This is a genomic window from Rathayibacter sp. AY1C2 (assembly GCF_002931195.1).
In the GTDB taxonomy this organism is placed as follows: Bacteria; Actinomycetota; Actinomycetes; order Actinomycetales; family Microbacteriaceae; genus Rathayibacter.
Window position 1 is genome coordinate 90,573 of sequence record NZ_PSWG01000008.1, and the last position, 21,704, is coordinate 112,276.

The window sequence follows — 21,704 nt, forward strand, 5'->3', positions numbered from 1 at the left end:
TCTCGGGGACTCCATGACCGCAGCACCGACGCTCCGCGCCACCGCCCTCCTGGCCCTCGCCGCCATCGCGATCACCGCGCTGAACCTCCGCACCGCCGTCACCGGCTTCAGCCCGCTGCTCGACACGATCGGCGCCGATCTCGGCTTCGGGCCCTCGCTCTACGGGGCGCTGGGGACGATCGTCACCGCCTCCTTCGCTGTCTTCGGCTTCGTCGCCGCGGCCGTCTCGCGCCGGATCGGCCTGGAGCGCACGCTCGCGATCGCGACGCTGGTGACCACACTGGGCATCGCCCTCCGCGCGCTCAGCCCGAGCCCGGTCGCTCTGGTGCTCTCGACCGTCGTCGCCTTCGCGGGCGTGGGCACCACGAACGTGCTCATCGTGCCGATCGTGAAGCGGTACTTCGCCGAGCGGATCAAGACGGTCAGCTCGCTCTACCTGGCGCTGCTGCAGGTGGGCCAGTTCGTCGCTCCGCTGGTCGCGGTGCCGCTGGCCTCGACGGCGGGGTGGCGCTGGGCGATCGGGATCTGGGCCGTGATGACGGCCGCGGCCTGCCTGCTCTGGGCGGCGCTCGCGGCCCGCGGAGGAGGCGGGGCGGCTCCGGCCGCCGCCGGCGGCCGCGTGGACGGGGCGTGGCGCACGCCGCTGCTCTGGGCGATGGTGCTGATGCTCGGGATGACCGGTCTGCACACCTACGGGATCATCACCTGGCTGCCGACGATCCTCGTCGACGCGGGCGCGGATCCGGCGCAGGGCGGGGCGCTGCTGGCGCTGTTCTCGGTGTTCGGCCTCGCCGCCGCCTTCGTGGTGCCGCCGCTGACTCTGGGGATGCGCAACCCGGTCGTGGTCGTGGTGGTGTGCTGCGTGCTGCTCGCCGTCGGCTACGCGGGCCTCGTCGTCGCTCCGCTGGAGGGTGCCATGGCGTGGGTGGTCTGCCTCGGGCTCGGCGTCAGCACGTTCCCGATGACGCTGACGCTCGTGAACGCGCGGACCCGGACGACCACCGGCTCCTCGACCCTCTCCGGCGCCACGCAGGGGCTCGGCTACGGGCTCGCCTGCCTCGGCCCGCTGCTGATCGGCGTGCTCTACGAGGCGCAGGGGGACTGGAGCGGCGCGTACGCGCTGCTGTTCGCCGGAGTGGCGGTGCTGCTGGTCAGCGGGATCGTCGCGTGCCGTCCGCGGTTCCTCGAGGACGAGGCGGCGCTCCGCCGGGCCTGAGCGGCGGCGCTCAGCGCGACGCGGCCGGAGCGAGCGCGGAGACGATCCGCTCCAGCCCGAAGCGCCAGGCGCTCTCCACGTCGCCGCCGAGGGTGAAGGCGCCTGGTGGAGAGCGCCTGAGGCGCGGAGCCGCTCAGGAGGCGGGGACGAGCTTCCAGCGGTCGGCGAGGATCTCGAGGCCCTTGTCGAAGGTCGCCGACCACGCCGTGACGTCGTGGGCGCTGTCCGGCACCTCGAGGTAGGTGGCGCTCATGCCGGCGGCGACGGCCGCGGCGTAGACGGTCTTCGCCCCGGGGAGGAACGAGGTGTCCTCGGCGCCGACTCCGAAGATCGCGACGGTGCCGGTGTAGGGGGCGTTCTCCGCGAGGACGTTCACCGGCTTCGCGGCCTCGTAGGCGGCCTGGTCGCCGCCGAACCCCTGCGCGACCGTCGCCGCCTCGCTGCCGAGGGTCGGCGCGAGCTCGCCCGAGGCGTCGACGATGTTGCCGAAGAGCGACGGGTGGCCGGCGCCGAGCTGGATCGAGCAGGTACCGCCCTGCGAGAGGCCGCCGATCGCCCAGTGCTGCGCGTCGCCGAGCACCGGGAGGTTCGCGCGGATCCAGTTCGGGACGTCGACGGTGAGGTACGTGGCCGATTTCCCGAGCGGCGAGTCGACGCACATCGGGTTCCTGTCCGGATCGCCCAGCTGGTCGGGCGACACGACGATCGGCGCGAGGCCGGCGTGCGCGGTGGCGTAGGCGTCGAGGGTCTGCTGGAACTTCTCGGTCGAGAGCGGATCGGAGGGCGACCCCGGCTGCCCCGAGAGCATGATCATCACCGGCAGCAGCGGCGGTGCCGCGGTGAGGGCCGCGGGCGGGAGGTAGACCACGGCGTCGCGGGCCGGGAAGCCCGACGCGGTGGCGGGGATGGCGACCGTCGAGACCGAGCCGACGGCGGGCATCCCGGCCGGGGCCGTCCAGGTCGCGAGGTCCGAGTGCGGTCCGTCCGCGGCGGCGACCGGCACGGAGGAGTCGGAGTACGCGCTGATCCCGAGCGCGCTGCGCACCGTGGGGTACTGGCCGAAGTCGATGTTGACGGTCATCGCGGCCGCCGCGACGACGAGCACTCCGGCCGCGAGCGACGCGAGCACCCCCCGCACGCGCCGGCGGGCGATCGCATGGCCGAGGACGACCAGCGCGACGCCCAGCCCGCCGATCCCGAGGCCGATCGCGACCCGAGTGACCGGCGTGAAGTCGACGCCGAACGGGCCGTCGGGCCCGTCGACGAGGGCGGCCAGGGCGGCGCCGCCGATCAGGCCCAGGAGGAGGACCGCGACGGCGATCCCGCCGCGCCGGGAGCGCCCGCGGCGGGGAGCGCGGACGTGGGCGGCGAGCAGGAGGAGGAGCGCTCCGATCGCGAGCACGTAGACGGCGACGACGAGGGGGCCGGAGACGAGGCTCAGGTCGAGGAGAGAGGTCATGCGTCGATCCGGTCGGAGGGTGCTCGGGCGGGCGTCAGTCTGGCGGCGGTCTCTGGAGGAGAGCCGGGAGCTGTCGGGAGCGATTCTCCTCCCCGGGCGCGGATCCACCGAGCTCTCCACCGATCGGGCGCAACCCCGCGCGCCGCGCCGCCGCTCCCGCCTAGCGTGGGACTCCCGACGCACACCGCGCCCTCACGAAGGAGCCCGCACCATGACGCAGCACCCCCGCCTCGAGACCTCCCGCGAGGCCCGCGCATGAGCCGCGGAGTCGCCGTCGTCACGGGCGGCACGGCCGGGCTCGGACGCGCCACGGTCCGCGAGCTCGCCTCCCGCGGCTGGGACGTCGCCGTGCTGGCACGCGGCGAGGACGGACTGGCGGCCACGGTCGCCGAGATCGAGCAGAAGGGCCGGCGCGGGCTGGGCATCCCGACCGACGTGGCCGACCGCGAGGCCGTCGAGTCGGCGGCCGACCGGGTCGAGGCCGAGCTCGGCCCGATCGAGCTGTGGGTCAACGACGCGATGGTCGGCGTCTTCGGCGAGTTCCTCTCGACCGAGCCCGCCGACTTCGAGCGCGCCGTGGGCGTCAACTTCTTCGGCTTCGTCAACGGCACCCGCGCAGCGCTCTCCCGGATGACCCCGCGCGACCGCGGGCACGTCATCCAGGTCGGCTCCGCCCTCGCGCACCGGGGCATCCCGCTGCAGGCCGCGTACTGCGCCTCCAAGTTCGGCGCCCGAGGCTTCACCGAGGCCGTCACCGCGGAGCTGCTGCACGCGAAGAGCCGCGTGCGCCTGTCCGAGGTCGACATGCCGGCGCTCAACACCATCCAGTTCAACTGGGTGAAGTCGCAGCTGCCGCACCACCCGCAGCCCGTGCCGCCGATCTACGAGCCCGAGGTGGGCGCGATCGCGATCGCCGACGTGGCCGACAAGCCGCGCCGCCGCACCTGGGTCGGCGAGCCGACCGCGGGCACCATCCTCGGCGACCGCTTCGCCGGGCGCTTCATGGACTGGTACCTCGCCCGCAGCGCCTTCGACGGTCAGCAGGCCCCCGACAAGACGGAGCCGATGCTCCCGAACAACGTGTACGAGCCGGTCCCCGGCGATCACGGCGCCCGCGGCCTCTTCAGCGACCGCGCGCACACCATGACGCCCCAGATCTGGATGATCCGCCACCGCGCCCTGAGCTACGCGGGGGCCGCCGCGGCCCTCGCCGCCGGCGCCGCGGGCGTCGTCTCGGCCCTGCGGAGGAAGTGACCGTGGTCGACGCCGTCGTCATCGGGGCGGGGCCCAACGGCCTCGCCGCCGCGGTCACGCTCGCGCGGGCCGGGCTCTCGGTCACCGTGCTCGAGCGCAACGAGACGATCGGCGGCGGCGCGCGCACGGCGGAGCTGACGCTGCCCGGGTTCCACCACGACGTCTGCTCGGCGGTGCACCCGATGGCGCTCGCGTCCGGCTTCTTCCGCGCCTTCGGGCTCGACCGGCGCATCGAGCTGGTCGTCCCCGAGATCTCGTACGCGCATCCGCTCGACGGCGGCCGCGCGGGCATCGCCTACCGCGACCTCGACCGCACGGCCGAGGCGCTGGGGCGCGACGGAGCGGCGTGGCGCGCCCTGATGGGACCTCTCTCCGAGCGGGCCGACCGCGTCGCGGGCTTCACGAACGACGCGCTGCTGCGGATCCCGACGGACCCGAGCGTGCTGATCCGCTTCGGACTGCGGGTGCTCGAGCAGGGCACCCCGGTGTGGAACCTGCGCTTCCGCGACGACGTCGCCCCGGCGATGTTCTCCGGGGTCGCCGCGCATTCGATCCGCCCGATGCCGAGCCCGTCGACGGCCGCGGCCGCCCTGGCGCTCGGCGCCTACGCCCACGCACGCGGCTGGCCGGTGCCGATCGGAGGCAGCCAGTCGATCGTCGACGCGCTCGCCGACGACCTCCGGGCGCACGGCGGCACCATCGAGACCGGCGTCGAGGTGACCTCGCTCTCCGAGCTGCCCCCGGCCCGCGCCGTGCTCGTCGACGGCACGCCGACGGCGCTGCTCGCGATGGCGGGGGACCGGCTGCCCCCGGCGTACGCCGCGGCCCTCCAGCGCTTCCGCTACGGCAACGGCGTGGCCAAGGTCGACTTCGCCCTCGACGGGCCGGTGCCGTGGACGAACCCGGAGCTCGCCGGCGCGGGCACGTTGCACGTGGGCGGCAGCCGCGCCGAGATCGCGGCCGCCGAGCGCGACGTGAAGCGCGGCCGGCACAGCCGCAGCCCCTACGTGCTGGTGGCGCAGCCCTCGATCGCCGATCCGACCCGGGCGCCCGAGGGCAAGCACGTCCTCTGGGCGTACACGCACGTCCCCCGGTACTCGCCCGCCGACCAGCAGGAGGCGATCACCGCCCAGATCGAGCGCTTCGCCCCCGGGTTCCGCGACCGCGTGATCGGCGCCTCCTCGATGACCGCCCGCGACATGCAGGCCTACAACCCGAACTATCTGGGCGGCGACATCGCCGCCGGCGCCGCGAGCGTCGCGCAGCTGCTCTCGCGCCCGGTCCCCACGACCGACCCGTGGCGGACGCCCGCGAAGGGGCTCTACCTCTGCTCCTCGTCCACCCCGCCCGGGCCGGGCGTGCACGGCATGGCCGGCTGGCACGCCGCCCACAGCGCGCTGCGGCACGAGTTCGGAGTGCGCGAGTCGCCCGACCTGTCGCCGGAGGCGCGCCCGGCCTGAGCCGCCGCCGTTGCGCTGCGCCCGTCGCCGCCCCCGGCCTGCCAGGCTGAGGGACGGCGCCCCCACGCGCCCCACCACCACTCGAAGGAGTCCGCGATGTCCCGCACCACCCGCGTCGTCCACTGCCCGCCCGAGTCCGTCTTCGCGGTGCTCGCCTCCGGCTGGCTGTTCCCGAGCTGGGTCGTCGGCGCGTCGCGGATGCGGAAGGTCGACGCCGACTTCCCGCACGTGGGCTCGCAGCTGCACCACTCCTTCGGCCTGTGGCCGCTCGTGATCGACGACCGCACCACGGTTCTCGAGTGGGACCCGCCGCGCCGGATGGTCATCCAGGCCGCCGGCTGGCCGCTCGGCGAGGCCCGGGTGCGCGTCGAGGTCGAGCCGCACGCCCGCGGCGCGAAGGTGCGGATGCACGAGGCGCCCGTGAAGGGCCCGGGCACGCTCGTCCCGAAGCCGCTGATGCACTCGTTCCTCTGGATCCGCAACCGCGAGGCCGTGCGCCGGCTCGCCCACATGGCCGAGGCGGGAGCCGCGGGACGCACGCTCGCGCCCGCCTCGCTCCCCTCGCCCGCCGACCGTGCCGGGATCGACCGGCCGAAGCACGTCTGGGCACGCCTGACCGGAGCGATCGGGTCGATCGCGGTCGGGACGCTCGTGGTCCGCGGCGTCCTCGCGGCCGTGCGGCGCGCCCGGAGCTGACGGCGCCCGGAGCTGACGGCGCCCGGACCCGACGGCGCCCGGAGTCGGCGGCGCCCCGGAGACGACGGCGCCCGGGTCGGACGCCGCTCGGCTCGGACGCCGCCCGGGTCAGACGATCCGCTCGACCAGCCGCACGTGCTGCACCGCGACGCGCTTCGGCTCGCCCCCGAAGGCGGCGTCGCGCTCGGGCGAGGCCAGGTACGCCCGCTCGACCTCGGCGAACGCGTCGGCGTCGCCGGCCGTGCTGACCGCCCAGACGAACTCGTTCACCTCGCGGTCGGCGTAGGCGAACTCGATCCGGAAGCCGTGGGCCTCGCGCGCCGGCACGATCCGCTCGGGGAACCAGGCGAGGAAGTCGTCCATCACCCCGTCCATCAGCTCGTAGCGTCGGAGTTGGATCGTCCTGGTCTCGGCTGCAGCGCTCATGCTGCGACGGTACCCGCCCGGCGGCCGCGCCGTCGCCGCGCTACGCTCACCGCCGACAGCCCCACGCCGAGGAGGACAGCACGGACCCCCGCCACCGCTCCCTCGCGCTGCTCGTCGCCGGCTGCTTCTTCATGGAGAACGTCGACGCCACGATCGTTACGACCGCCGCGCCCGCGATCGCCGCCGACCTGGGCGTCGACTCCGCCGCGGTCTCGATCACCGTCACCGCGTTCCTCCTCACCGTCGCCGTCCTCATCCCGGCCTCGGGCTGGCTCAGCGAGCGCTTCGGCGTGCGCCGCGTCTTCACCACCGCGATCGCCGTCTTCACCCTCGCCTCCCTGCTCTGCGCGCTCAGCCCCACGCTGCCGCTGCTGGTCGGCGCCCGCGTCCTGCAGGGCGTCGGCGGCGCGCTGATGGTGCCGGTCGGCCGGCTCGCGGTGCTGCGGGCGACCCCGCGGGAGGGGATCATCCACGCCATCGCGATCCTGGTCTGGCCGGGACTGGTCGCCCCCGTGATCGCGCCGTTCCTCGGCGGGCTGCTCACCACCGTCGCCTCCTGGCACTGGATCTTCCTGATCAACCTGCCCCTCGGGGTCGTCGCGTTCGCGATCGCGCGCCGGATCGTCCCCGCCACCGCCGAGAGCGCGCCGCCCCCGCTCGACGTCACCGGGCTGGTGCTCGTCGCGGTCGGGCTGGGCGCGCTGGTCGGAGCGGCGGGGCTCCTCACCGGCTCCGAGCTCGACGGGCGGGCGGTGGCGCCGATGCTCGTCGGCGCGGTCGTGACGGCGCTCGCCGTGCGGCACCTGCGCCGCGCCGAGCATCCGCTCGTGCGGCTCGACGCCTTCCGCTTCCGCACCTTCCGGGTCGCCAACGCGAGCGGATCGCTCTACCGGGCGACCGTGAACGCGGTGCCGTTCCTGCTCCCGCTGCTGTTCCAGGACGCGTTCGGCTGGAGCCCGGTGCAGGCCGGCTCCGTGGTGCTGGCGCTCTTCGCCGGCAACCTGGCGATCAAGCCGGCCACGACTCCGCTGCTGCGGCGCCTCGGCTTCCGCGGGGTGCTGGTCGCGGCGAGCGCGGTCGGGGCGGCGTGCATGGCGGCGATGGCGTTCCTCGAGCCGGCGACTCCGGTGGCGCTCGTGGTGGCGCTGCTGGTGCTGAGCGGAGTGGCCCGCTCGGCGGGCTTCACGGCCTACAACACCGTCACGTTCGCCGAGGTCCCGCAGGAGGGGATGTCGGGCGCCAACACCCTCAACGCCACCACGCAGCAGATCGCGGCCGGCCTCGGGGTCGCGGTGGGCGCGGTGGCGCTCGCCGTCGGCACCGCGATCGGGCCCGGCCTCGTCCCCTACCGCGTCGCCTTCCTCGCCCTCGCGGTGCTGACCCTCGTGCCGCTCGCCGCCGCCGCCCGGCTCCCGCGCGACTCCGGGAGCGCCCTCACAGCCTGACCCGCGCGGGCGTCAGGCGAGGCCGAGCGCGATGCCGTCGAGGATGTCGTGCGCGGTCGAGCGGACCCGGTCGACGCCCGGCGACGCCTCGTGGACCGCGCGGAGGACCTCGCCCCAGACCAGCGCGCCGGCCGCCAGCACGTCCTCGCGCCCCGGGCGGACCCAGGGGAGGGCCGCCGTCCCCTCCGGAGACAGCGCGGCGAGCTCGTCGCAGGCGGCGAGGACGTCGGAGAGGGGGAGGGACGTCTCGAGCGCGGCGCGGTCGGTGGTGCGGAGGACGTGCGCGGTGATCGTGAGCACGGTCGCGGCGACGCCGACGACGCTCCGGGCCTGCGAGAGGTCGACGGAGGAGGCGGCCAGCGCGGCGCCCACGTCCGCCCGCATCGCCGCGCGCTCGCCCTCCGTCGGTTCGGCGGCCCGGCGGTGGCGCTCGGTCAGGCGGACGCTGCCGACGTCCATCGAGTGCGCCTGCTCCGGCTCCGCTCCGCCGAGCACGAGCTCGGTCGAGCCGCCGCCGAGGTCGACGACCAGCACGGGCCGGGCGGAGTCGACGGCCGAGACCGCGCCGCGGAAGGAGAGCCGTGCCTCCTCCTCGCCGGAGATCGTCTCCGGGGTGACGCCGAGGATCCGCTCGACGGCGGCGAGGAAGTCCTCGCGGTCGGCCGCGTCGCGGGTGGCCGAGGTGGCGACGAAGCGGAGGTGCTCGGCGCCGGCCTCCTGCGCGGCGGCCGCGTACTCGCGGGTGACGGCGAGGGTCCGCTCGAGCGCGGCCGGGTCGAAGCGGCCGGTGCGGTCGACCCCGCGGCCCAGCCGCACGAGCTCGGTGCGGCGCTGGACGTCCCGGAGGCGGCCGCCCTCCACGTCGGCGATCAGCAGGCGGAGGGAGTTGGTGCCGCAGTCGAGCGCCGCGACGCGCGTGGGGGAGGACATCCGCCCATTCTGCCCGCGCGGCCCGGGCCGGAGGCGGGCGATAGCCTGGGGGGGAGAGACGAAGGAGCCGCCCGTGCACGAACACCACGTCCGCGTCCACCGCAGCGACGAGGAGCTCCCGCGACACGGGCAGCTCGCCCACGCGCTCGCCGAGGTCGCCGCCGATCCGGTCGAGATCGACGACGAGGTCGCCGAGATGGTGGTCAACCGGGTCATCGACAACGCCGCCGTCGCCACCGCGTCGCTCCTGCGCCGCCCGGTCGTCGCCGCCCGCGCGCAGGCTCTCGCGCACCCCGCCTCCATCGGCGGCCAGGGCTCGGTCGTCCTCGGCGTCGACCCGGCCCGCCGGGTGTCGCCCGAGTGGGCGGCCTGGGCCAACGGCGTCGCCGTGCGCGAGCTCGACTACCACGACACGTTCCTGGCGGCCGAGTACTCGCACCCGGGCGACAACATCCCTCCGCTGATCGCCGTCGCCCAGCACGCGGGCATCGGCGGGGCGCAGCTCGTCCGCGGCATCGTCACCGGATACGAGGTCCAGGTCGACCTGGTGCGCGCGATCAGCCTGCACCGGCACAAGATCGACCACGTCGCGCACCTCGGCCCCTCGGCCGCCGCCGGGATCGGCACGCTGCTCGGCCTCGACGTCGCGACGATCGAGCAGGCCGTCGCGCAGGCCCTGCACACGACGACCGCCACGCGGCAGTCGCGCAAGGGCGAGATCTCGAGCTGGAAGGCGTACGCGCCGGCCTTCGCGGGGAAGATGGCGATCGAGGCGGTCGACCGGGCGATGCGCGGCGAGACCAGCCCGTCGCCGATCTACGAGGGCGAGGACGGCGTCATCGCCTGGATGCTCGACGGCGCCGACGCGAGCTACGACGTCCCGCTGCCCGATCGCGGCGAGGCCAAGCGCGCGATCCTCGACACGTACACGAAGGAGCACTCGGCCGAGTACCAGGCGCAGGCGCTGATCGACCTCGCCCGCCGCCTGCACCGCACGCACCCCGAGGCCGCCGATCCCGAGCGCGTCGAGCGGATCGTCCTGCACACCTCGCACCACACGCACTTCGTGATCGGCTCGGGCGCGAACGACCCGCAGAAGTACGACCCGGCCGCGTCCCGCGAGACGCTGGACCATTCCGTGCCGTACATCTTCACGGTGGCGCTGCAGGACGGCGCCTGGCACCACGTGCACAGCTACGCCCCCGAGCGGGCCGCCCGCGCCGGCACGATCGCGCTCTGGCACCGGGTCACCACGCAGGAGGACGCGGAGTGGACGCGCCGCTACCACTCCACCGATCCGGGCGAGAAGGCGTTCGGCGCCCGCGTCGAGATCCTGATGACGGACGGCACGACGATCGTCGACGAGATCGCGGTGGCGGACGCGCACCCGCTGGGCGCGCACCCGTTCAGCCGAGAGCAGTACGTGTCGAAGTTCCGCACGCTCGCCGCCGACGTGCTCGAGGAGTCCGAGATCGAGCGCTTCCTCGACCTCGCGCAGCGCCTGCCCGAGCTGACCCCGGAGGAGGTCGGCCGCCTCAGCGTGATCGCCGCCCCCGGCGTCCTCGCCTCGATCGAGCCCCCGCGCGGCCTGTTCTGATCCCGCCGCGGGAGCGTCGTCCGCACGCACGGTGACGCGCGCACGGACGGCCTCCCGCGGCGGGGAGCGCCGTCGTCAGGCGGTCTGCTCGGCGACCCAGTCCTGGATCTCGGCGATGAAGCGCCGGCGCGAGAAGACCCGGCTCCGGGCCCGGAAGGCGTCGACGTCGAGCGCGAGCGCACGGCGCAGCAGGTCGCTCCAGTCCGGATCGCCCTCGAGGTCGGCGATGACGCCCCCGCCGGCGAGGGACACGCTCTCGCGCACTCCGCCGATGTCGGTCCCGATGACCGGCGTCCCGCAGGCCATCGCCTCGACGGGCATGATCCCGAAGTCCTCGACGGCGGGGAAGACGTACACGAGCGCCTGCGCGTAGAGCGCGCGGATCAGCTGGTCGGAGGGCGAGATGACGAAGGTCACGTCGGCCCGGATCTCCTCGGCGTAGGCGCGGAGCCGCGCCTCCCAGGGGCCGTGCCCGGCGATGACGACCGGCAGCCCGGTGCGGGCTCCGGCGTCCATGACCTTCTCGAGGCGCTTGTAGGGGACGAACCGCGAGGCGCCCAGGATGAACGGCCGCGCGAGCGAGTCGAGGAGGCGCAGCTCGTCGTCGTCGAGCGGGGAGCGCCAGTCGGTGATCGTCGAGAGCAGCTCGGTGTTCACCGGCGGGTAGATGACCCTCGACGGCTGGTGCCACGCGTCGCGCACCCGCTGCCCGGTGAAGAGGCTGTTCACCGCGATGGAGGAGGCCTCGGCGGCGCGGAGGCGGTCGATCGGCTTGAGGAGCAGGCTCGCGGTGCGGGCGGCGAGGCTGCTGCCGCGGCCGTCGCGGTCGGGCTCCCAGATGTAGCGGGCCGGGGTGTGCGCGTAGACGAGCTTGCGGGTCGGTCCGCTGGTGCGGACGTGGTGGGCGAAGAGGTGCGAGCTGACCAGCACCCACTCGCGGGAGGCGCCGACCGGGAGCCGCCACGTGGGCAGCATCGCCGGCAGGGCGAGGACCTTGTGGCGGCGCAGCGGCGTGCGCGCCAGCCAGGACTCCGAGACGGGCCTGCCGACGACCTCGGCGCAGTCGCTCCAGAGGACGCGGACGTCGGCGTCGGCGAAGGCCTCGGTCATCGCCTCGAGCACGCGCTCGGCGCCTCCGCGGCGCTCGACCCACTCGTGCACGATCAGGCCGGGACCGACCGGGGGGACGGATCGGGAACGGGTGGTCGCGTCGATGACGGCAGTGATGATGGGCCCCTTCCCCCGGGCGTGCGGTGAGGATCGGGCGGCCATCCGGAGACGGGAGCGGCTCCGAATGCTTATCCGTCGTCGGTGACCGATCAGCAGTGCAGTAGAAGCTAACCGGCTCGTGGAGAAGGAATCGAAAGGCGAGTACGAGTCGTCGCAGAACGACGGGGAAAGGAGAGTCCGATAATCCGGATAAGCCGCGAGCGGAATGGCGAGGATCGTCTGGAGTGCGTCGCGGAGGCGCTATTCCCTCGGAGATCACAACGATGGAGGAGAGTCGCGGAGAGGAAGAAGTCACTCTTTCAGTGACGCCGTGCCGGAAGGATCAGGAGACGCCGATGCGCTGCAGGGTCTGCCACCGCCACTGGTCGCGGACGCCCTCGCGCACGGTGCGCACCGCCCGCCAGCCCAGCTCCCGGTCGGCGCGCGCCGGGTCGGCCCAGCTCGCGGCGAGGTCGCCCGGCCGGCGCCCCACGGCCCGCCACCGGACCGTCTCCCCGCTCGCCCGCTCGACCTCGTCGATCAGCTCGAGGACGCTCGTCGGTGAGCCCGTGCCGAGGTTGTAGACGCGGTGCCCGGGCCGCGCGCGCTCGAGCGCCGCGACGTGCCCGGCCGCGAGGTCGCAGACGTGGATGTAGTCGCGCAGCCCCGTGCCGTCGGGGGTCGGGTAGTCGTCGCCGAGGACGTCGACGCACCGGGAGGGGTCGCCTGCGGCCCGTGTCAGCACGGGCAGGAGGCTCCCCGGCGCCGTGGCCGGATCCTCGCCGATCCGCCCCGACGGGTGCGCGCCGATGGGGTTGAAGTAGCGGAGGCTGACCGCGCGCAGGAGGGGATCGGCGCGCGCAGCGTCGCCGAGGATCTCCTCGATGACGCGCTTGGTCGCGCCGTAGGGGCTCGCCGCGCTGAGCCCGGCGGGGGAGTCCTCCCCGACCGGCATCGCGCCGCCCGGGCTGTAGACGGCCGCCGAGCTCGAGAACACGACGGTGCGGATCCCCGCCTCCGCTGCGACCGAGAACGCCGCGGTGGCGAGCCCGACGTTGACCGTCCAGTACTCGAGGGGCCGCCGCACCGAGTCGCCGACCGACTTGAGCCCGGCGAGCAGGACCAGGGCGTCGACCGGTCCGTGGGCGGCGAGGAAGCGGGTCAGCGCGGCCGTGTCGCGCGCGTCGGCGATCAGGCGGGGGACCACCGAGCCGGTCAGCTCCTCCACCGCGTCGAGGGTCCGCTCGCTCGCGTGCGAGAGGTCGTCCACGACCAGCACCTCGTGGCCGCTCTCGAGGAGCGCGACGGCGGTGTGGCTCCCGATGTAGCCCGCTCCGCCCACCAGAAGGACTCGCATGCGGGGGAGCCTAGATCGGCTCCCGCGCGGCGTCGGCGCCGCTGCCGGGCCCGCGGATCCGTCGATCCGCGCCGCCGTCACCCGTGCGCGGGACGCCCTCTGCCGCGGTCGTAGCCCGCGATCGCCGCGGACTCGACGGCGAGCGCGACCAGCTTCTCGCCGACCGGGCGGGGCACCACTCCGAGCGCGGCGTCCGCGAATCCCGCGACCAGTGCCGTCCGCCGCTCGCTCCCGCCGCGGGCCAGGAGGCGCACGGCCGCGTCCCATGCGCCGGCCGCGGGCACCGCCTCCCGCACCTGCTCGGGGTGCAGCCGCTCGAACGTGCGGCGGGCCGCCCCCGAGAGGAACGCGCGCCGGCTGCGGACCGCCGCCGAGACGGAAGCGCCGTGGTGCAGGGCCTCGGCGCCGGGCTCGATCCGCACCGGCACTCCCAGGCGGTGCAGCCGGTAGCCCCAGTCGACGTCCTCCCAGCCGTACTCGCGGTAGTCGGTGCTGTAGCCGCCGACCCGGTCGTAGGTCGCCCGCGTCACCGAGACGTTGCCGCCCCAGTAGCGCCAGGCTGCGTCGAAACCCGCCGCGTAGGCGCCGCGGCGGAAGCGCTCGCCGGCCGGCCGGCCGTAGGCGCGGGAGTAGGCGGTGCCCGGGTCGACGTCGGGGCAGAGGCCGACGACGCCGACGACCGCGTCCCGATGGGCCCCGACGTGCGCGGCGGCCCAGCCCGGGCCGGGCTCGAGGTCGTCGTCGCAGCGGATCAGCACGTCGCCCCGCGCGGCGTCGAAGCCGGCGGTGAGCGCGGCGGAGCGCCCCCGGTTCTCGGGGAGCACGACGCGGCGCACGGGCACGGGGGAGGCGTCGAGGGCGCGCTCGCTGGCGTCGACGACGCCGTCGAGGACCACGACCACGTCGAGATCGCGGTGGGTCTGAGCCGCGAGGGCGGCGAGGAGGCGGGGCAGGCGGGCCGCCCCCGCGTAGCTGGGGACGACGACGCTCGCGACGCTCATCGGGACTCCTCGCCGCGCGGGCTGCTCTCGACCAGGAGCAGCTCCTCCAGCCCGCTCAGCACGCGCGCCAGGTCGTCGGCGATGGCGCCGGGATCGGTGGAGTGGAGGCGGGCGAGCCGGTCGGCCAGGCCGGAGAAGTCCTGCGGCTCGTCGTCGAGCGCCCGCCAGGTCGCGGCCACGCTCTCGCGCAGCGCGTAGGGGCTGCCCATCGGGGAGACGTCCAGCGGGAGCACCAGGACGCGCCCGTTCAGATCGACGGAGGCCGTGTCCGGGCGGCGCCGCCAGAGAAGGAGCCGGGGGTCCTCTGCCATCTTCTCCGCGTCCTCTCCGCTGATCACCGCCAGTGCGAGTAGAAATCCGCCAGCGCCTCTTATCGCGACGCCTCTCTCGCTATGTTTGCCGCCGACGCGCCAAGGGGTGTACGTCGAGCGACAGCACCGGAGGGCCGCCAATGTCGGAGTCTAATCCGCTCGCATCCAGCGATATCAGCGATAAGAGCGAGAAGAAGAGCGCGAATTCCGCGGGCGTCTTCGCACGGCGGACGGTCGTGGCCGGAGCGGTCTGGTCGGTGCCCGCGGTGATGCTGGCGCAGTCCGCCTCCGCTGTCTCGATCAGCTGCTTCCCGGTGGGGACGGTCTTCCAGGCGGTCGCCCGCGGACGCCTCCTCAGCGGCTTCCTCGGCGGCGTGAACCTCGACAATGTCGCCGGTGTCTCGGGCGTGACGGCGACTGCGCCGGCGTCGGGACCGAATCCGCCCGACCCGGTCGTCGTGACGGGCGGCGTCAACGCCACGGTACTGAACGGCATCGCCGTGAACGCGACCGGGCTGACCGGCACGCTCTCCTCCCTCCTCACGCTGGCGGCTCCCGCCGGCGTCGGCACCCTCAACCAGTACGCGGAGGCGAGCACCACCGGCACCGTCCGCGGAGCCTCCGGTGCGATCACCAATGCCGGCCAGCTGGCGCTGACCCCGACCTCGGGGAGCTACCCCGACTTCGGCACCGTCAACCTGCAGGCGATCCTCGCCGCCGTCGGCAGGCCGGATCTGTCTGACCTCCTGACCAACGTTGCCGGGCTCACCCTGCAGATCGGCGCCGTCACCGGACGCGCTGCTCTTCAGTCGGCCTGCGTGCCCGGGTCGGACAACCTGCAGCGCGACTACCAGATCACCAGGCTGAACCTGGTGCTCACGTCGACGGCGCTGACAGCTCTCGTCACCGCGGTGAGGAACGCCCTTGCTCTGATCGAAGACATTCGTGTTGCCACGGTCGCTGTTGTCACGGTCGACGTCGCCGCCATCCTGGCGGGAAACCTGCCCGGCGGAGGTCAGCCGATCCAGGCGAGCCTCGGGACGACTCCGGCGACGCTGACGATCGATCTCGCCTCGCTTCTCGGTCCTGCTCCCGGGCAGCCCGGGAGCACGCAGTTCGGCTCCTACTCCGCCTTCCTCAACAACCTGCCACCGAACTCGACTCTCCTCGTGGACAGCGGTCTCGGCGTTCCGGCAGCAGCCCTGACCGCTTTCACGACGACTCTGGTCACTGTTCTCACGCAGAGGCTGCGCGAGAACATCAGGATCCTCGGGATCCCGCTGAACGGCCCTGGCGTGCCCGCCAACGTCTTGACCCTGGTCCTGAACGTGCTGAACCCGCTGCTCGCGGCCCTGCCGGCTCTTGTCGGAGCCGTTGTCACCACCGCGATCACCCCGGTCTTCGCCGCCCTGCGGGACGTCATCCAGATCGACGTCAACGCGCAGAACCGCTCCACCAACCCGACCGGGCCCGCCGCCCTCGAGGCGCTCCCCGTCGGCCGCTACGACGTCGCGGCGCTCTACATCCGCGCGGTGGGGCTCGTGAACCTGCTCGACCTGTTCATCGCCCGCGGCTCCGTCGGGCCGAACGTCCGCACGGGCTAGCCGCGCGCTCGGCGCCGTCAGGCGCCGCGGACCACGAGGCCGTGCTCGACCATCGCGTCGAGCACGGCCTCGACGTGCGCCCGGGGGTCGCCCGCGGGCGGGGCGCCGTGCTCGGCGACGACGGCCCCGGTCAGCGCGTCGACCGTCGCGGGCGTCCCGAGAGCACGCCACAGCACCGGGCCGATCCCGGTGAGCGTCTCGACCCGCTCGTCGAGGAGGCAGCTGACCACTCCGTCGCGCTCGACCCACTCGACGCCGGTGGCGCGCGCGAGCAGACCCGGGCCGGGCGCCGCCGCATCGGCCTCGGGCGCGTCGGCGACGACCGGCGACGGCTCCCCGATCCGCTCGAGGAGGGGCAGCACCGTCTCCGCCTCGCGGTAGTGGAGCACCCGGGCCCCGCCGACGGAGTCGAGCAGCCCCGCGAGGTGGTGCAGCGCCGCGGGCAGCCGTGCGAAGTGGCTCAGCTCGGGCAGCAGCACCGAGAGCGCCTCGTCGAAGGCGATCGGCTCGAGCCGGGGCTCCGCCGGGCCGGACGGGTCGCGGGCGATCAGGAGCAGGGCGGCCAGGCGCAGCGGAGCGTCCGGCAGCGGCTGCAGGCCCATCGCGGCGGGGGAGCGGTGCCGCTTCCAGTCGCCGCCGTCGAGGAGGGCGACGGGCTTCCGGAACGGCAGCACCCGCCCGTCGCGGCGGACGGCGAGCGTCTCGTCGGTCACGTACCCGTACCGGCGCGCGGCGAGGCTCACGAGCGTCGACTTCCCGGCACCGGGCCGCCCGACGAACGCGACGACGCGGCCGTCGGGCAGGGCGACCGCGGAGGCGTGCACGCTGAGCAGCCGGCCCTCGCAGGCGTCGGCCGCCGCGAGGGTGAGCGCGGCGCCGATGTGCTCGGCGAGGGCGTCCTCGGTCGGCTGCGCGATCACTCCCGGCTCCCCGACCGGCTCGGTCAGCGACACCCGGTACTCGGAGCCCGGGCGATCGGCGTCGTCGTCCACGTCGTTCCACGACTCCTCCACCTCCGCCACGAAGCGGTCGGGGACGGTGTCGTCGAAGGTGAAGCGCACGCCGAGCCCGAAGGGGGCGCGGATCAGCCGGCGGGTCATGTCAGGTCCTGTCCGTCCGTCGGAGGTGGTCCCACGCGAGCGGAGCCGTGCGGGCGCCGCGGCGCAGCCGCCGCCACCAGCCGGCCGCCACGTCGATCCGGCGCGGGCCGATGGCGGGGTCGGCGGCGCGCAGGGCGTGGGGAGCGGGGAAGACGGCGCGGGCGAGGAGCAGCGGCCGCTGCCGCCAGCCGGCCGCGCGCACGGCCTGCACCCACCCCGCGGAGGCGTGGGGCGAGCTCGCGTTGATCCGCCACGCCCGCAGCTCGGCCGCGGGCACCTCCCCGGCGCGCGCGCGGATGCCGAGCGCATCGAGGAAGGGCTGCGCGGTCTGGACGGCGCCGAGCTCCTCCGCCGCCGCCCGGAGCGGAGCGTGCAGCTGCGCGCGGGCGGCCACCGCCTCGACGAGCAGGTCGTAGTCGGAGGGCCGCGTGAGGCGCGGGTCCGTGATCTGCCAGGCGTCGCGGAGCGCGTGCAGCGCCAGCACGAGCGCCGAGTCGGCGACGCTCGCGGTCGCGACCGGACGGCCGGCCAGCTCCACGATCCGGTGCCGGCTCCACAGCGCCTCGAAGGCGTCGCGCGGCGGCACGAGGAATCCCGGCCACCGCCAGTGCACGTCGATGTCGACCGGCCACGCGGCGTGCCGGTAGGAGCGCGAGTGCTTGGCCGCGAGCGTCGGTCCGTCCGGCCAGGGCCGCTCGGTCCAGCCGTCGGCGGCCAGGAGGGCCAGGATCCCGGGCAGGTCGTCGGGGGCGACCAGAAGGTCGACGTCGCCGGAGGCGCGGGGCGGCCGGAGCCGGTCGGCGGCGGCGGTCGGTCCCTTGAGCACGAGTGCGCGCAGGCCCGCCGCGTCGGCCCGCCGGTGGACGAACGCCGACACGAGCGGCACGGCCTCGTCGGCCCAGAGAACGCCCACGAGCTCCATCCGGTCAGTATTCCAGCGCTCCCGCGGCCCGCGGAGCCCGGCCGGGCCCGGTGGAGCCGGGCGCTCGTCTCGGTGAGGATGGGCGCGCGGGCCGCGGGGGCACCGCACGGAGGCGGGCGGGGCGGCGGATGATCCACGGGGGAGCGGGCGGCGCCGGGCGGCCTCCGGTGGCGCTCGCGACCAACAACGGCGACATCGGCGGCGGCGAGGTGATGCTGCTGAGCATCGCGGAGGCGCTCGAGGCGCTCGAGGTCCCGGTCGTGGTCGTCGGCCCCTCGGAGCCGCGTGCGCTCGTCGCCGCCGCCCTCGCCGCCGGCCACCGGGTCGTCGAGCTCGAGGCCGCGGGCAGACCCGCCTGGATGCGCGCGCTGCGGCGCTGGGACGCCTCCTCCCGCGAGGGCGTGCTGTGGTGCAACGGGCTGGTGCCGGCCGTCGCGACCGCAGGGCGTCCGCGGCGGATCGTGCATCTGCACCAGCGCCCGTCCGGCCTGCAGCGGCTGCTCGCGCCCGTGGCCCGCCGCGGCGCCCTGGCGACCCTCGTCCCCTCTCGCTACCTCGCGGGGGTCGTCCCCGGGTCGACCGTGCTGCCGAACTGGAGCCGCCGCGTCGAGCTGCCGGAGGCGCGGCCGCGGGTGGACGGGACGACCGTTCTCGGCTTCCTCGGGCGTCCCTCGCTCGCGAAGGGGGTGCGGGTCCTCACCGAGGCTCTGGCGCTGCTGGAGGCCGGGGAACCGGGCGCGTATCGCCTGGTGCTGGCGGGCGAGCCCCGGTTCGTGGCGGAGCGGGAGCGTCGCGAGGTGGAGGCGGCCCTCGCTCCGGTCGCCGCTCTGGTGGACCGGCCGGGGTGGATCGAGCCCGGCGACCTCTTCGCGCGGATCGACCTCCTGGTGGTGCCGTCGGTGCAGCCGGAGTCGTTCGGCCTGGTCGTGACCGAGGCGATGTCGGCCGGCGTCCCCGTGGTGGTGAGCGATGCCGGTGCGCTCCCCGAGGTCGTCGGCCCGTCGATCGACGCCACGTTCCGAGCCGGGGATCCGCGGGCTCTGGCCGAGCTGATCAGAGCCCGGAAGAAGAGAGGACTATCGGAGTCGCGGGAGAGGGATCGTGCCCGCTGGAACGATTCCTACTCCCCGTCCTCCGGGAAGTCGGCTATCGACGGACTTCTGGCGCGGATGGCCCTCTCCGATGATTCCTGATCCTCCCGCCAGGAGACCGATCCGCTTTCCGGGGAATGCCGCGGGGAGCCTCTCCTCCTCCCTCGGGAAAGGACGACGATGACCCGCGAACCGGAAGTCCTCAGAGTGCTCGGACTGTTCCTCAAGCACTCGACACTGCGCCTGGCTCCGGGCGAGCCCTTCGCCCGCGGGAGGCTGCCGTACCGGGCCGACCTCCTCCGGGACGACTCGACGCGGCTCCTCGTCCCCGGTCACGCGTCTCGGCCCGCGCACGTGAAGCTCCGCGACGTCGTGGAGCACCGCACGGGGCTGAACGTGGACACGCAGCTGCGCGCACTCCGGGCGGTCCGCTCGGCCGACGCGGTGCTCTGCGTGCTCGAGCCGGAGGCGGGCCTCCCCGCGCTGCTCCGCAGCGCGCGGCTCGGGCCGTACGGCCGCACGCCGCTCGTGGTCCTCTCCTGCTGGTGGGCGGAGGAGCTGCTCACCGGCTCGCCTCAGCGGCGCCGACAGGTGGTCCGGCTGCTTCAGGGGGTCGACCGGCTCGTCGTGCTCAGCGAGAACCAGCGCGAGGTCTTCGCCCGCCACGGCGTCGACGAGCGGCGGATCGCACCGGTGCTCTTCGGGGTCGACTCCGACTACTACCGGCCCGTTCCGCCGCGTCCGAAGCGGTTCGAGGTGCTCGCCGTCGGGGTCGACCGCGGGCGCGACTTCGACTCGCTGGTCGCCGCCGCCGAGCGCCTGCCGCACCGGCGGTTCGACATCGTGACCACTCCTGCGCGGCGGCCGTCCCGGGCGCTGCCGGCCAACGTCGTCCTGCACGATCCCGTCCCGGTCGGACGGCACCGCGACAACCTGCGCGACGCCGAGCTCGTCGTCGTCACCAGCCACGACCTCGCCTACCCGACGGGCCAGAGCGTCCTGCTGGAGGCCTCCGGCTGCGGGACCTGCACGGCGGTCACCGCGAGCGCCGCGATGACCGGCTACATCCGCGACGGCGAGACGTCCTTCTCGCTGCCCCTGCACGATCCGGCGGGGATCGCGGCGGTGCTGGAGGCGGTGCTGAGCGACGACGGGAAGCGGGCCGAGGTCGCCCGCGCGGGCCGGGAGCGGGTGCTGGCCGAGCTGAGCGCGCGGCACATGTGGGCGGGCGTCCGCGCCATCCTCCGCGACGCGGTCCGCGAGCGCGGCCGGGGCTGAGCAGCGGTCGGCCGGGGCAACACCAGGCGACCTCCGCCCCACCGGGAAGGGCCCGCCGACCGGGACCTCCGCGCCCCGGACCCGTGGATCCGCGCCGGATCAGGCGGACGCGGGAGGCGCTACTCCGGCGGCAGAGCGCGGGCGCGGGCGGACTCCTCCGCGAGCAGAGCGAGACCCGCGCCGATCACGACGAACGAGATCGGGGCGAAGAACACCTCGCCCAGCTGCGTCGCACACAGCAGCACCAGGATGCTCGCCGCGCCGACCGCGTGCCCCGGGCGGCTCCCGGCCCCGGCGGCCGTCGTCGCGAAGCCGGCCACGAGCACGGTGCCGATGACGCCGACGAGCAGCACGACGCCGCCCTCGGCCATCAGCGCCAGGTAGGAGTTGTGGAAGAACCAGTCGATCCCGTCGACCCGCGCGGTCGCCTCGCCGAGCCCGGAGCCGGTCCACGGCGAGAGCGCCACCTTGTCGACCGAGGCGTCGAGGATGCGGGCGCGCAGGGCGTCGGAGCCGGCCCGCTCCACCCCGTAGTCGCCGGCCGTCGCCAGGTTCCGCTCGGCCCAGAGGAACAGCAGGACGAGGCCGCCGCCGAGGAGCGCGCGGAAGAGCAGGCGCAGGTACGGCGCCGCGACGAGCCACACGAGCGCGCAGGCGTAGGCCGCCATCGACGTGCGGGAGTCGGTGGCGACGACCGCAGCGGCTCCGAGCCCGAGCACGCCGATCCGCAGCCACAGCCGCGAGCCGAGCGCCGAGACCAGCAGTGCCGCCGCTCCGTAGACGAGACCGGCCACGTTCTTGTCCTGGAGGAAGCCGGTCAGGGCGCCCTGGTAGCTGTCCGGGGCGAGTCCCGCGACGAACAGCACGGCATTCAGCGACAGGGTCGCGGCGAGTCCTTTGAGCCCCGAGACCACGTCGATCCGCCCGCTCGCGAGGAAGCCCGCGGCGAGCATGACGAGCGCGATGTTCGCCGCCCGGCGCAGGGCGTCGAGGCCGTCGAAGGACGAGCCGGCGAGGACGAAGGCGAGCAGGGCGAGGCACAGCCACGGGTACCAGGCGGCCCGTCCGAGACGGCGGGTGGGCCGCCGGAAGAGGCTGACGAGGACCAGGGCGGCCAGCGCCGTCTGGGCCAGCGGGACGCTCCCCGGGAGGAAGGGGGTGGGGAGCCGGTAGACCAGGAGGCCCATCAGGACGGCATCGAGTATCCGAGCGGAATGTGCTATCGGAAAGGCGTCGTGAACGAGCGGGGAACGCCTCTCGACGACGATCTCTCCCCCTGGCGCGGACATGTCGTCATCCTCGCAGAAAGGGCCTCCCGAGGGGTCGGGGACCGCCTAGGGAAAGGCGC

General features: G+C 74.7%; 19 protein-coding genes. 9 read left to right on the forward strand and 10 right to left on the reverse strand.

All coding sequences use genetic code 11. The annotated features are described in order from the left end of the window. The first annotated feature begins 13 nt into the window (after positions 1-13). Positions 14-1,216, forward strand: a complete 1,203-nt coding sequence (locus tag C5C55_RS08310) for an MFS transporter (protein ID WP_104233562.1) — start codon at positions 14-16, stop codon at positions 1,214-1,216. Between the two features lie 133 nt (positions 1,217-1,349). Here C5C55_RS08310 and C5C55_RS08315 read toward each other — a convergent pair whose 3' ends face one another. Continuing rightward, positions 1,350-2,675, reverse strand: a complete 1,326-nt coding sequence (locus C5C55_RS08315; RefSeq protein WP_104233563.1) for an esterase family protein — start codon at positions 2,673-2,675, stop codon at positions 1,350-1,352. A 255-nt stretch (positions 2,676-2,930) separates the two neighbouring features. Here C5C55_RS08315 and C5C55_RS08320 point away from each other — a divergent pair, with 255 nt between their 5' ends. The 3 genes from C5C55_RS08320 to C5C55_RS08330 all read left to right on the forward strand — a co-directional run bounded on the left by C5C55_RS08320 (position 2,931) and on the right by C5C55_RS08330 (position 6,085). After that, on the forward strand, positions 2,931-3,929 hold the full coding sequence (locus tag C5C55_RS08320; protein ID WP_104233564.1) for an SDR family oxidoreductase: 999 nt from the start codon (positions 2,931-2,933) through the stop codon (positions 3,927-3,929). A 2-nt stretch (positions 3,930-3,931) separates the two neighbouring features. Further along, positions 3,932-5,389, forward strand: a complete 1,458-nt coding sequence (locus C5C55_RS08325; RefSeq protein WP_374954233.1) for a phytoene desaturase family protein — start codon at positions 3,932-3,934, stop codon at positions 5,387-5,389. A 96-nt stretch (positions 5,390-5,485) separates the two neighbouring features. Beyond that, positions 5,486-6,085: an SRPBCC domain-containing protein gene (locus tag C5C55_RS08330; RefSeq protein ID WP_104233566.1), complete on the forward strand. Its 600-nt coding sequence runs from the start codon at positions 5,486-5,488 to the stop codon at positions 6,083-6,085. Between the two features lie 108 nt (positions 6,086-6,193). Here the strand turns inward: C5C55_RS08330 and C5C55_RS08335 are convergent, their stop codons facing one another. Beyond that, on the reverse strand, positions 6,194-6,511 hold the full coding sequence (locus tag C5C55_RS08335) for an NIPSNAP family protein (protein ID WP_104233567.1): 318 nt from the start codon (positions 6,509-6,511) through the stop codon (positions 6,194-6,196). A gap of 131 nt (positions 6,512-6,642) precedes the next feature. On the opposite strand from C5C55_RS08335, the gene C5C55_RS08340 reads away from it, so the two are divergent. Then, a complete protein-coding gene (locus C5C55_RS08340) occupies positions 6,643-7,956 on the forward strand; it encodes an MFS transporter (RefSeq protein WP_104233568.1) in 1,314 nt (437 codons plus the stop codon). A 12-nt stretch (positions 7,957-7,968) separates the two neighbouring features. Here C5C55_RS08340 and C5C55_RS08345 read toward each other — a convergent pair whose 3' ends face one another. Then, positions 7,969-8,886, reverse strand: a complete 918-nt coding sequence (locus tag C5C55_RS08345) for an exopolyphosphatase (RefSeq protein WP_104233569.1) — start codon at positions 8,884-8,886, stop codon at positions 7,969-7,971. 73 nt (positions 8,887-8,959) lie between these two features. Here C5C55_RS08345 and C5C55_RS08350 point away from each other — a divergent pair, with 73 nt between their 5' ends. After that, complete coding sequence (locus C5C55_RS08350; RefSeq protein WP_104233570.1) at positions 8,960-10,483, forward strand: MmgE/PrpD family protein; 1,524 nt, start codon at positions 8,960-8,962, stop codon at positions 10,481-10,483. Positions 10,484-10,558: 75 nt separating this feature from the next. On the opposite strand, the gene C5C55_RS08355 is transcribed toward C5C55_RS08350, so the two are convergent. The 4 genes from C5C55_RS08355 to C5C55_RS08370 all read right to left on the reverse strand — a co-directional run bounded on the left by C5C55_RS08355 (position 10,559) and on the right by C5C55_RS08370 (position 14,361). Then, a complete protein-coding gene (locus C5C55_RS08355) occupies positions 10,559-11,755 on the reverse strand; it encodes a glycosyltransferase (protein ID WP_104227213.1) in 1,197 nt (398 codons plus the stop codon). 280 nt (positions 11,756-12,035) lie between these two features. Further along, entirely contained in the window at positions 12,036-13,049 is a 1,014-nt protein-coding gene (gene galE / locus C5C55_RS08360) for a UDP-glucose 4-epimerase GalE (RefSeq protein WP_104233571.1), read from the reverse strand. Positions 13,050-13,126: 77 nt separating this feature from the next. Further along, complete coding sequence (locus C5C55_RS08365; protein WP_104233572.1) at positions 13,127-14,050, reverse strand: glycosyltransferase family 2 protein; 924 nt, start codon at positions 14,048-14,050, stop codon at positions 13,127-13,129. Beyond that, a complete protein-coding gene (locus tag C5C55_RS08370; protein ID WP_146079006.1) occupies positions 14,047-14,361 on the reverse strand; it encodes a hypothetical protein in 315 nt (104 codons plus the stop codon). The genes C5C55_RS08365 and C5C55_RS08370 overlap by 4 nt, the downstream gene beginning before the upstream one ends. Positions 14,362-14,501: 140 nt before the next feature. Between C5C55_RS08370 and C5C55_RS08375 the strand changes: the two genes are divergently transcribed. Then, a complete protein-coding gene (locus tag C5C55_RS08375; protein WP_146078506.1) occupies positions 14,502-15,965 on the forward strand; it encodes a choice-of-anchor G family protein in 1,464 nt (487 codons plus the stop codon). Between the two features lie 17 nt (positions 15,966-15,982). On the opposite strand, the gene C5C55_RS08380 is transcribed toward C5C55_RS08375, so the two are convergent. Both C5C55_RS08380 and C5C55_RS08385 read right to left on the reverse strand, forming a co-directional pair. Next, complete coding sequence (locus C5C55_RS08380) at positions 15,983-17,065, reverse strand: PqqD family protein (RefSeq protein WP_104233574.1); 1,083 nt, start codon at positions 17,063-17,065, stop codon at positions 15,983-15,985. Between the two features lies 1 nt (position 17,066). Then, on the reverse strand, positions 17,067-17,987 hold the full coding sequence (locus tag C5C55_RS08385; protein WP_104233575.1) for a nucleotidyltransferase family protein: 921 nt from the start codon (positions 17,985-17,987) through the stop codon (positions 17,067-17,069). A 128-nt stretch (positions 17,988-18,115) separates the two neighbouring features. On the opposite strand from C5C55_RS08385, the gene C5C55_RS08390 reads away from it, so the two are divergent. Together C5C55_RS08390 and C5C55_RS08395 are read left to right on the forward strand one after the other, a co-directional pair. Further along, on the forward strand, positions 18,116-19,180 hold the full coding sequence (locus C5C55_RS08390; RefSeq protein ID WP_104233576.1) for a glycosyltransferase family 4 protein: 1,065 nt from the start codon (positions 18,116-18,118) through the stop codon (positions 19,178-19,180). Positions 19,181-19,258: 78 nt separating this feature from the next. Then, complete coding sequence (locus tag C5C55_RS08395) at positions 19,259-20,356, forward strand: glycosyltransferase family 4 protein (RefSeq protein WP_104233577.1); 1,098 nt, start codon at positions 19,259-19,261, stop codon at positions 20,354-20,356. A gap of 119 nt (positions 20,357-20,475) precedes the next feature. Here C5C55_RS08395 and C5C55_RS08400 read toward each other — a convergent pair whose 3' ends face one another. Then, positions 20,476-21,543 (reverse strand): O-antigen ligase family protein, encoded by a 1,068-nt coding sequence (locus C5C55_RS08400; RefSeq protein ID WP_104233578.1) that lies wholly within the window; start codon positions 21,541-21,543, stop codon positions 20,476-20,478. Positions 21,544-21,704: the final 161 nt, after the last annotated feature.

Excerpts from the sequence above, each read along its gene's own strand:
- C5C55_RS08380 (WP_104233574.1), bottom strand. The coding sequence starts at position 17,065 with ATGACCCGCCGGCTGATCCGCGCCCCCTTCGGGCTCGGCGTGCGCTTC.
- C5C55_RS08310 (WP_104233562.1), top strand. The coding sequence starts at position 14 with ATGACCGCAGCACCGACGCTCCGCGCCACCGCCCTCCTGGCCCTCGCC.
- C5C55_RS08340 (WP_104233568.1), top strand. The coding sequence starts at position 6,643 with ATGGAGAACGTCGACGCCACGATCGTTACGACCGCCGCGCCCGCGATC.
- C5C55_RS08365 (WP_104233572.1), bottom strand. The coding sequence starts at position 14,050 with ATGAGCGTCGCGAGCGTCGTCGTCCCCAGCTACGCGGGGGCGGCCCGC.
- C5C55_RS08370 (WP_146079006.1), bottom strand. The coding sequence starts at position 14,361 with ATGGCAGAGGACCCCCGGCTCCTTCTCTGGCGGCGCCGCCCGGACACG.
- galE (WP_104233571.1), bottom strand. The coding sequence starts at position 13,049 with ATGCGAGTCCTTCTGGTGGGCGGAGCGGGCTACATCGGGAGCCACACC.
- C5C55_RS08320 (WP_104233564.1), top strand. The coding sequence starts at position 2,931 with ATGAGCCGCGGAGTCGCCGTCGTCACGGGCGGCACGGCCGGGCTCGGA.
- C5C55_RS08355 (WP_104227213.1), bottom strand. The coding sequence starts at position 11,755 with ATGGCCGCCCGATCCTCACCGCACGCCCGGGGGAAGGGGCCCATCATC.
- C5C55_RS08375 (WP_146078506.1), top strand. The coding sequence starts at position 14,502 with ATGTCGGAGTCTAATCCGCTCGCATCCAGCGATATCAGCGATAAGAGC.
- C5C55_RS08390 (WP_104233576.1), top strand. The coding sequence starts at position 18,116 with ATGATCCACGGGGGAGCGGGCGGCGCCGGGCGGCCTCCGGTGGCGCTC.
- C5C55_RS08335 (WP_104233567.1), bottom strand. The coding sequence starts at position 6,511 with ATGAGCGCTGCAGCCGAGACCAGGACGATCCAACTCCGACGCTACGAG.
- C5C55_RS08330 (WP_104233566.1), top strand. The coding sequence starts at position 5,486 with ATGTCCCGCACCACCCGCGTCGTCCACTGCCCGCCCGAGTCCGTCTTC.
- C5C55_RS08395 (WP_104233577.1), top strand. The coding sequence starts at position 19,259 with ATGACCCGCGAACCGGAAGTCCTCAGAGTGCTCGGACTGTTCCTCAAG.
- C5C55_RS08315 (WP_104233563.1), bottom strand. The coding sequence starts at position 2,675 with ATGACCTCTCTCCTCGACCTGAGCCTCGTCTCCGGCCCCCTCGTCGTC.
- C5C55_RS08385 (WP_104233575.1), bottom strand. The coding sequence starts at position 17,987 with ATGGAGCTCGTGGGCGTTCTCTGGGCCGACGAGGCCGTGCCGCTCGTG.
- C5C55_RS08345 (WP_104233569.1), bottom strand. The coding sequence starts at position 8,886 with ATGTCCTCCCCCACGCGCGTCGCGGCGCTCGACTGCGGCACCAACTCC.
- C5C55_RS08400 (WP_104233578.1), bottom strand. The coding sequence starts at position 21,543 with ATGGGCCTCCTGGTCTACCGGCTCCCCACCCCCTTCCTCCCGGGGAGC.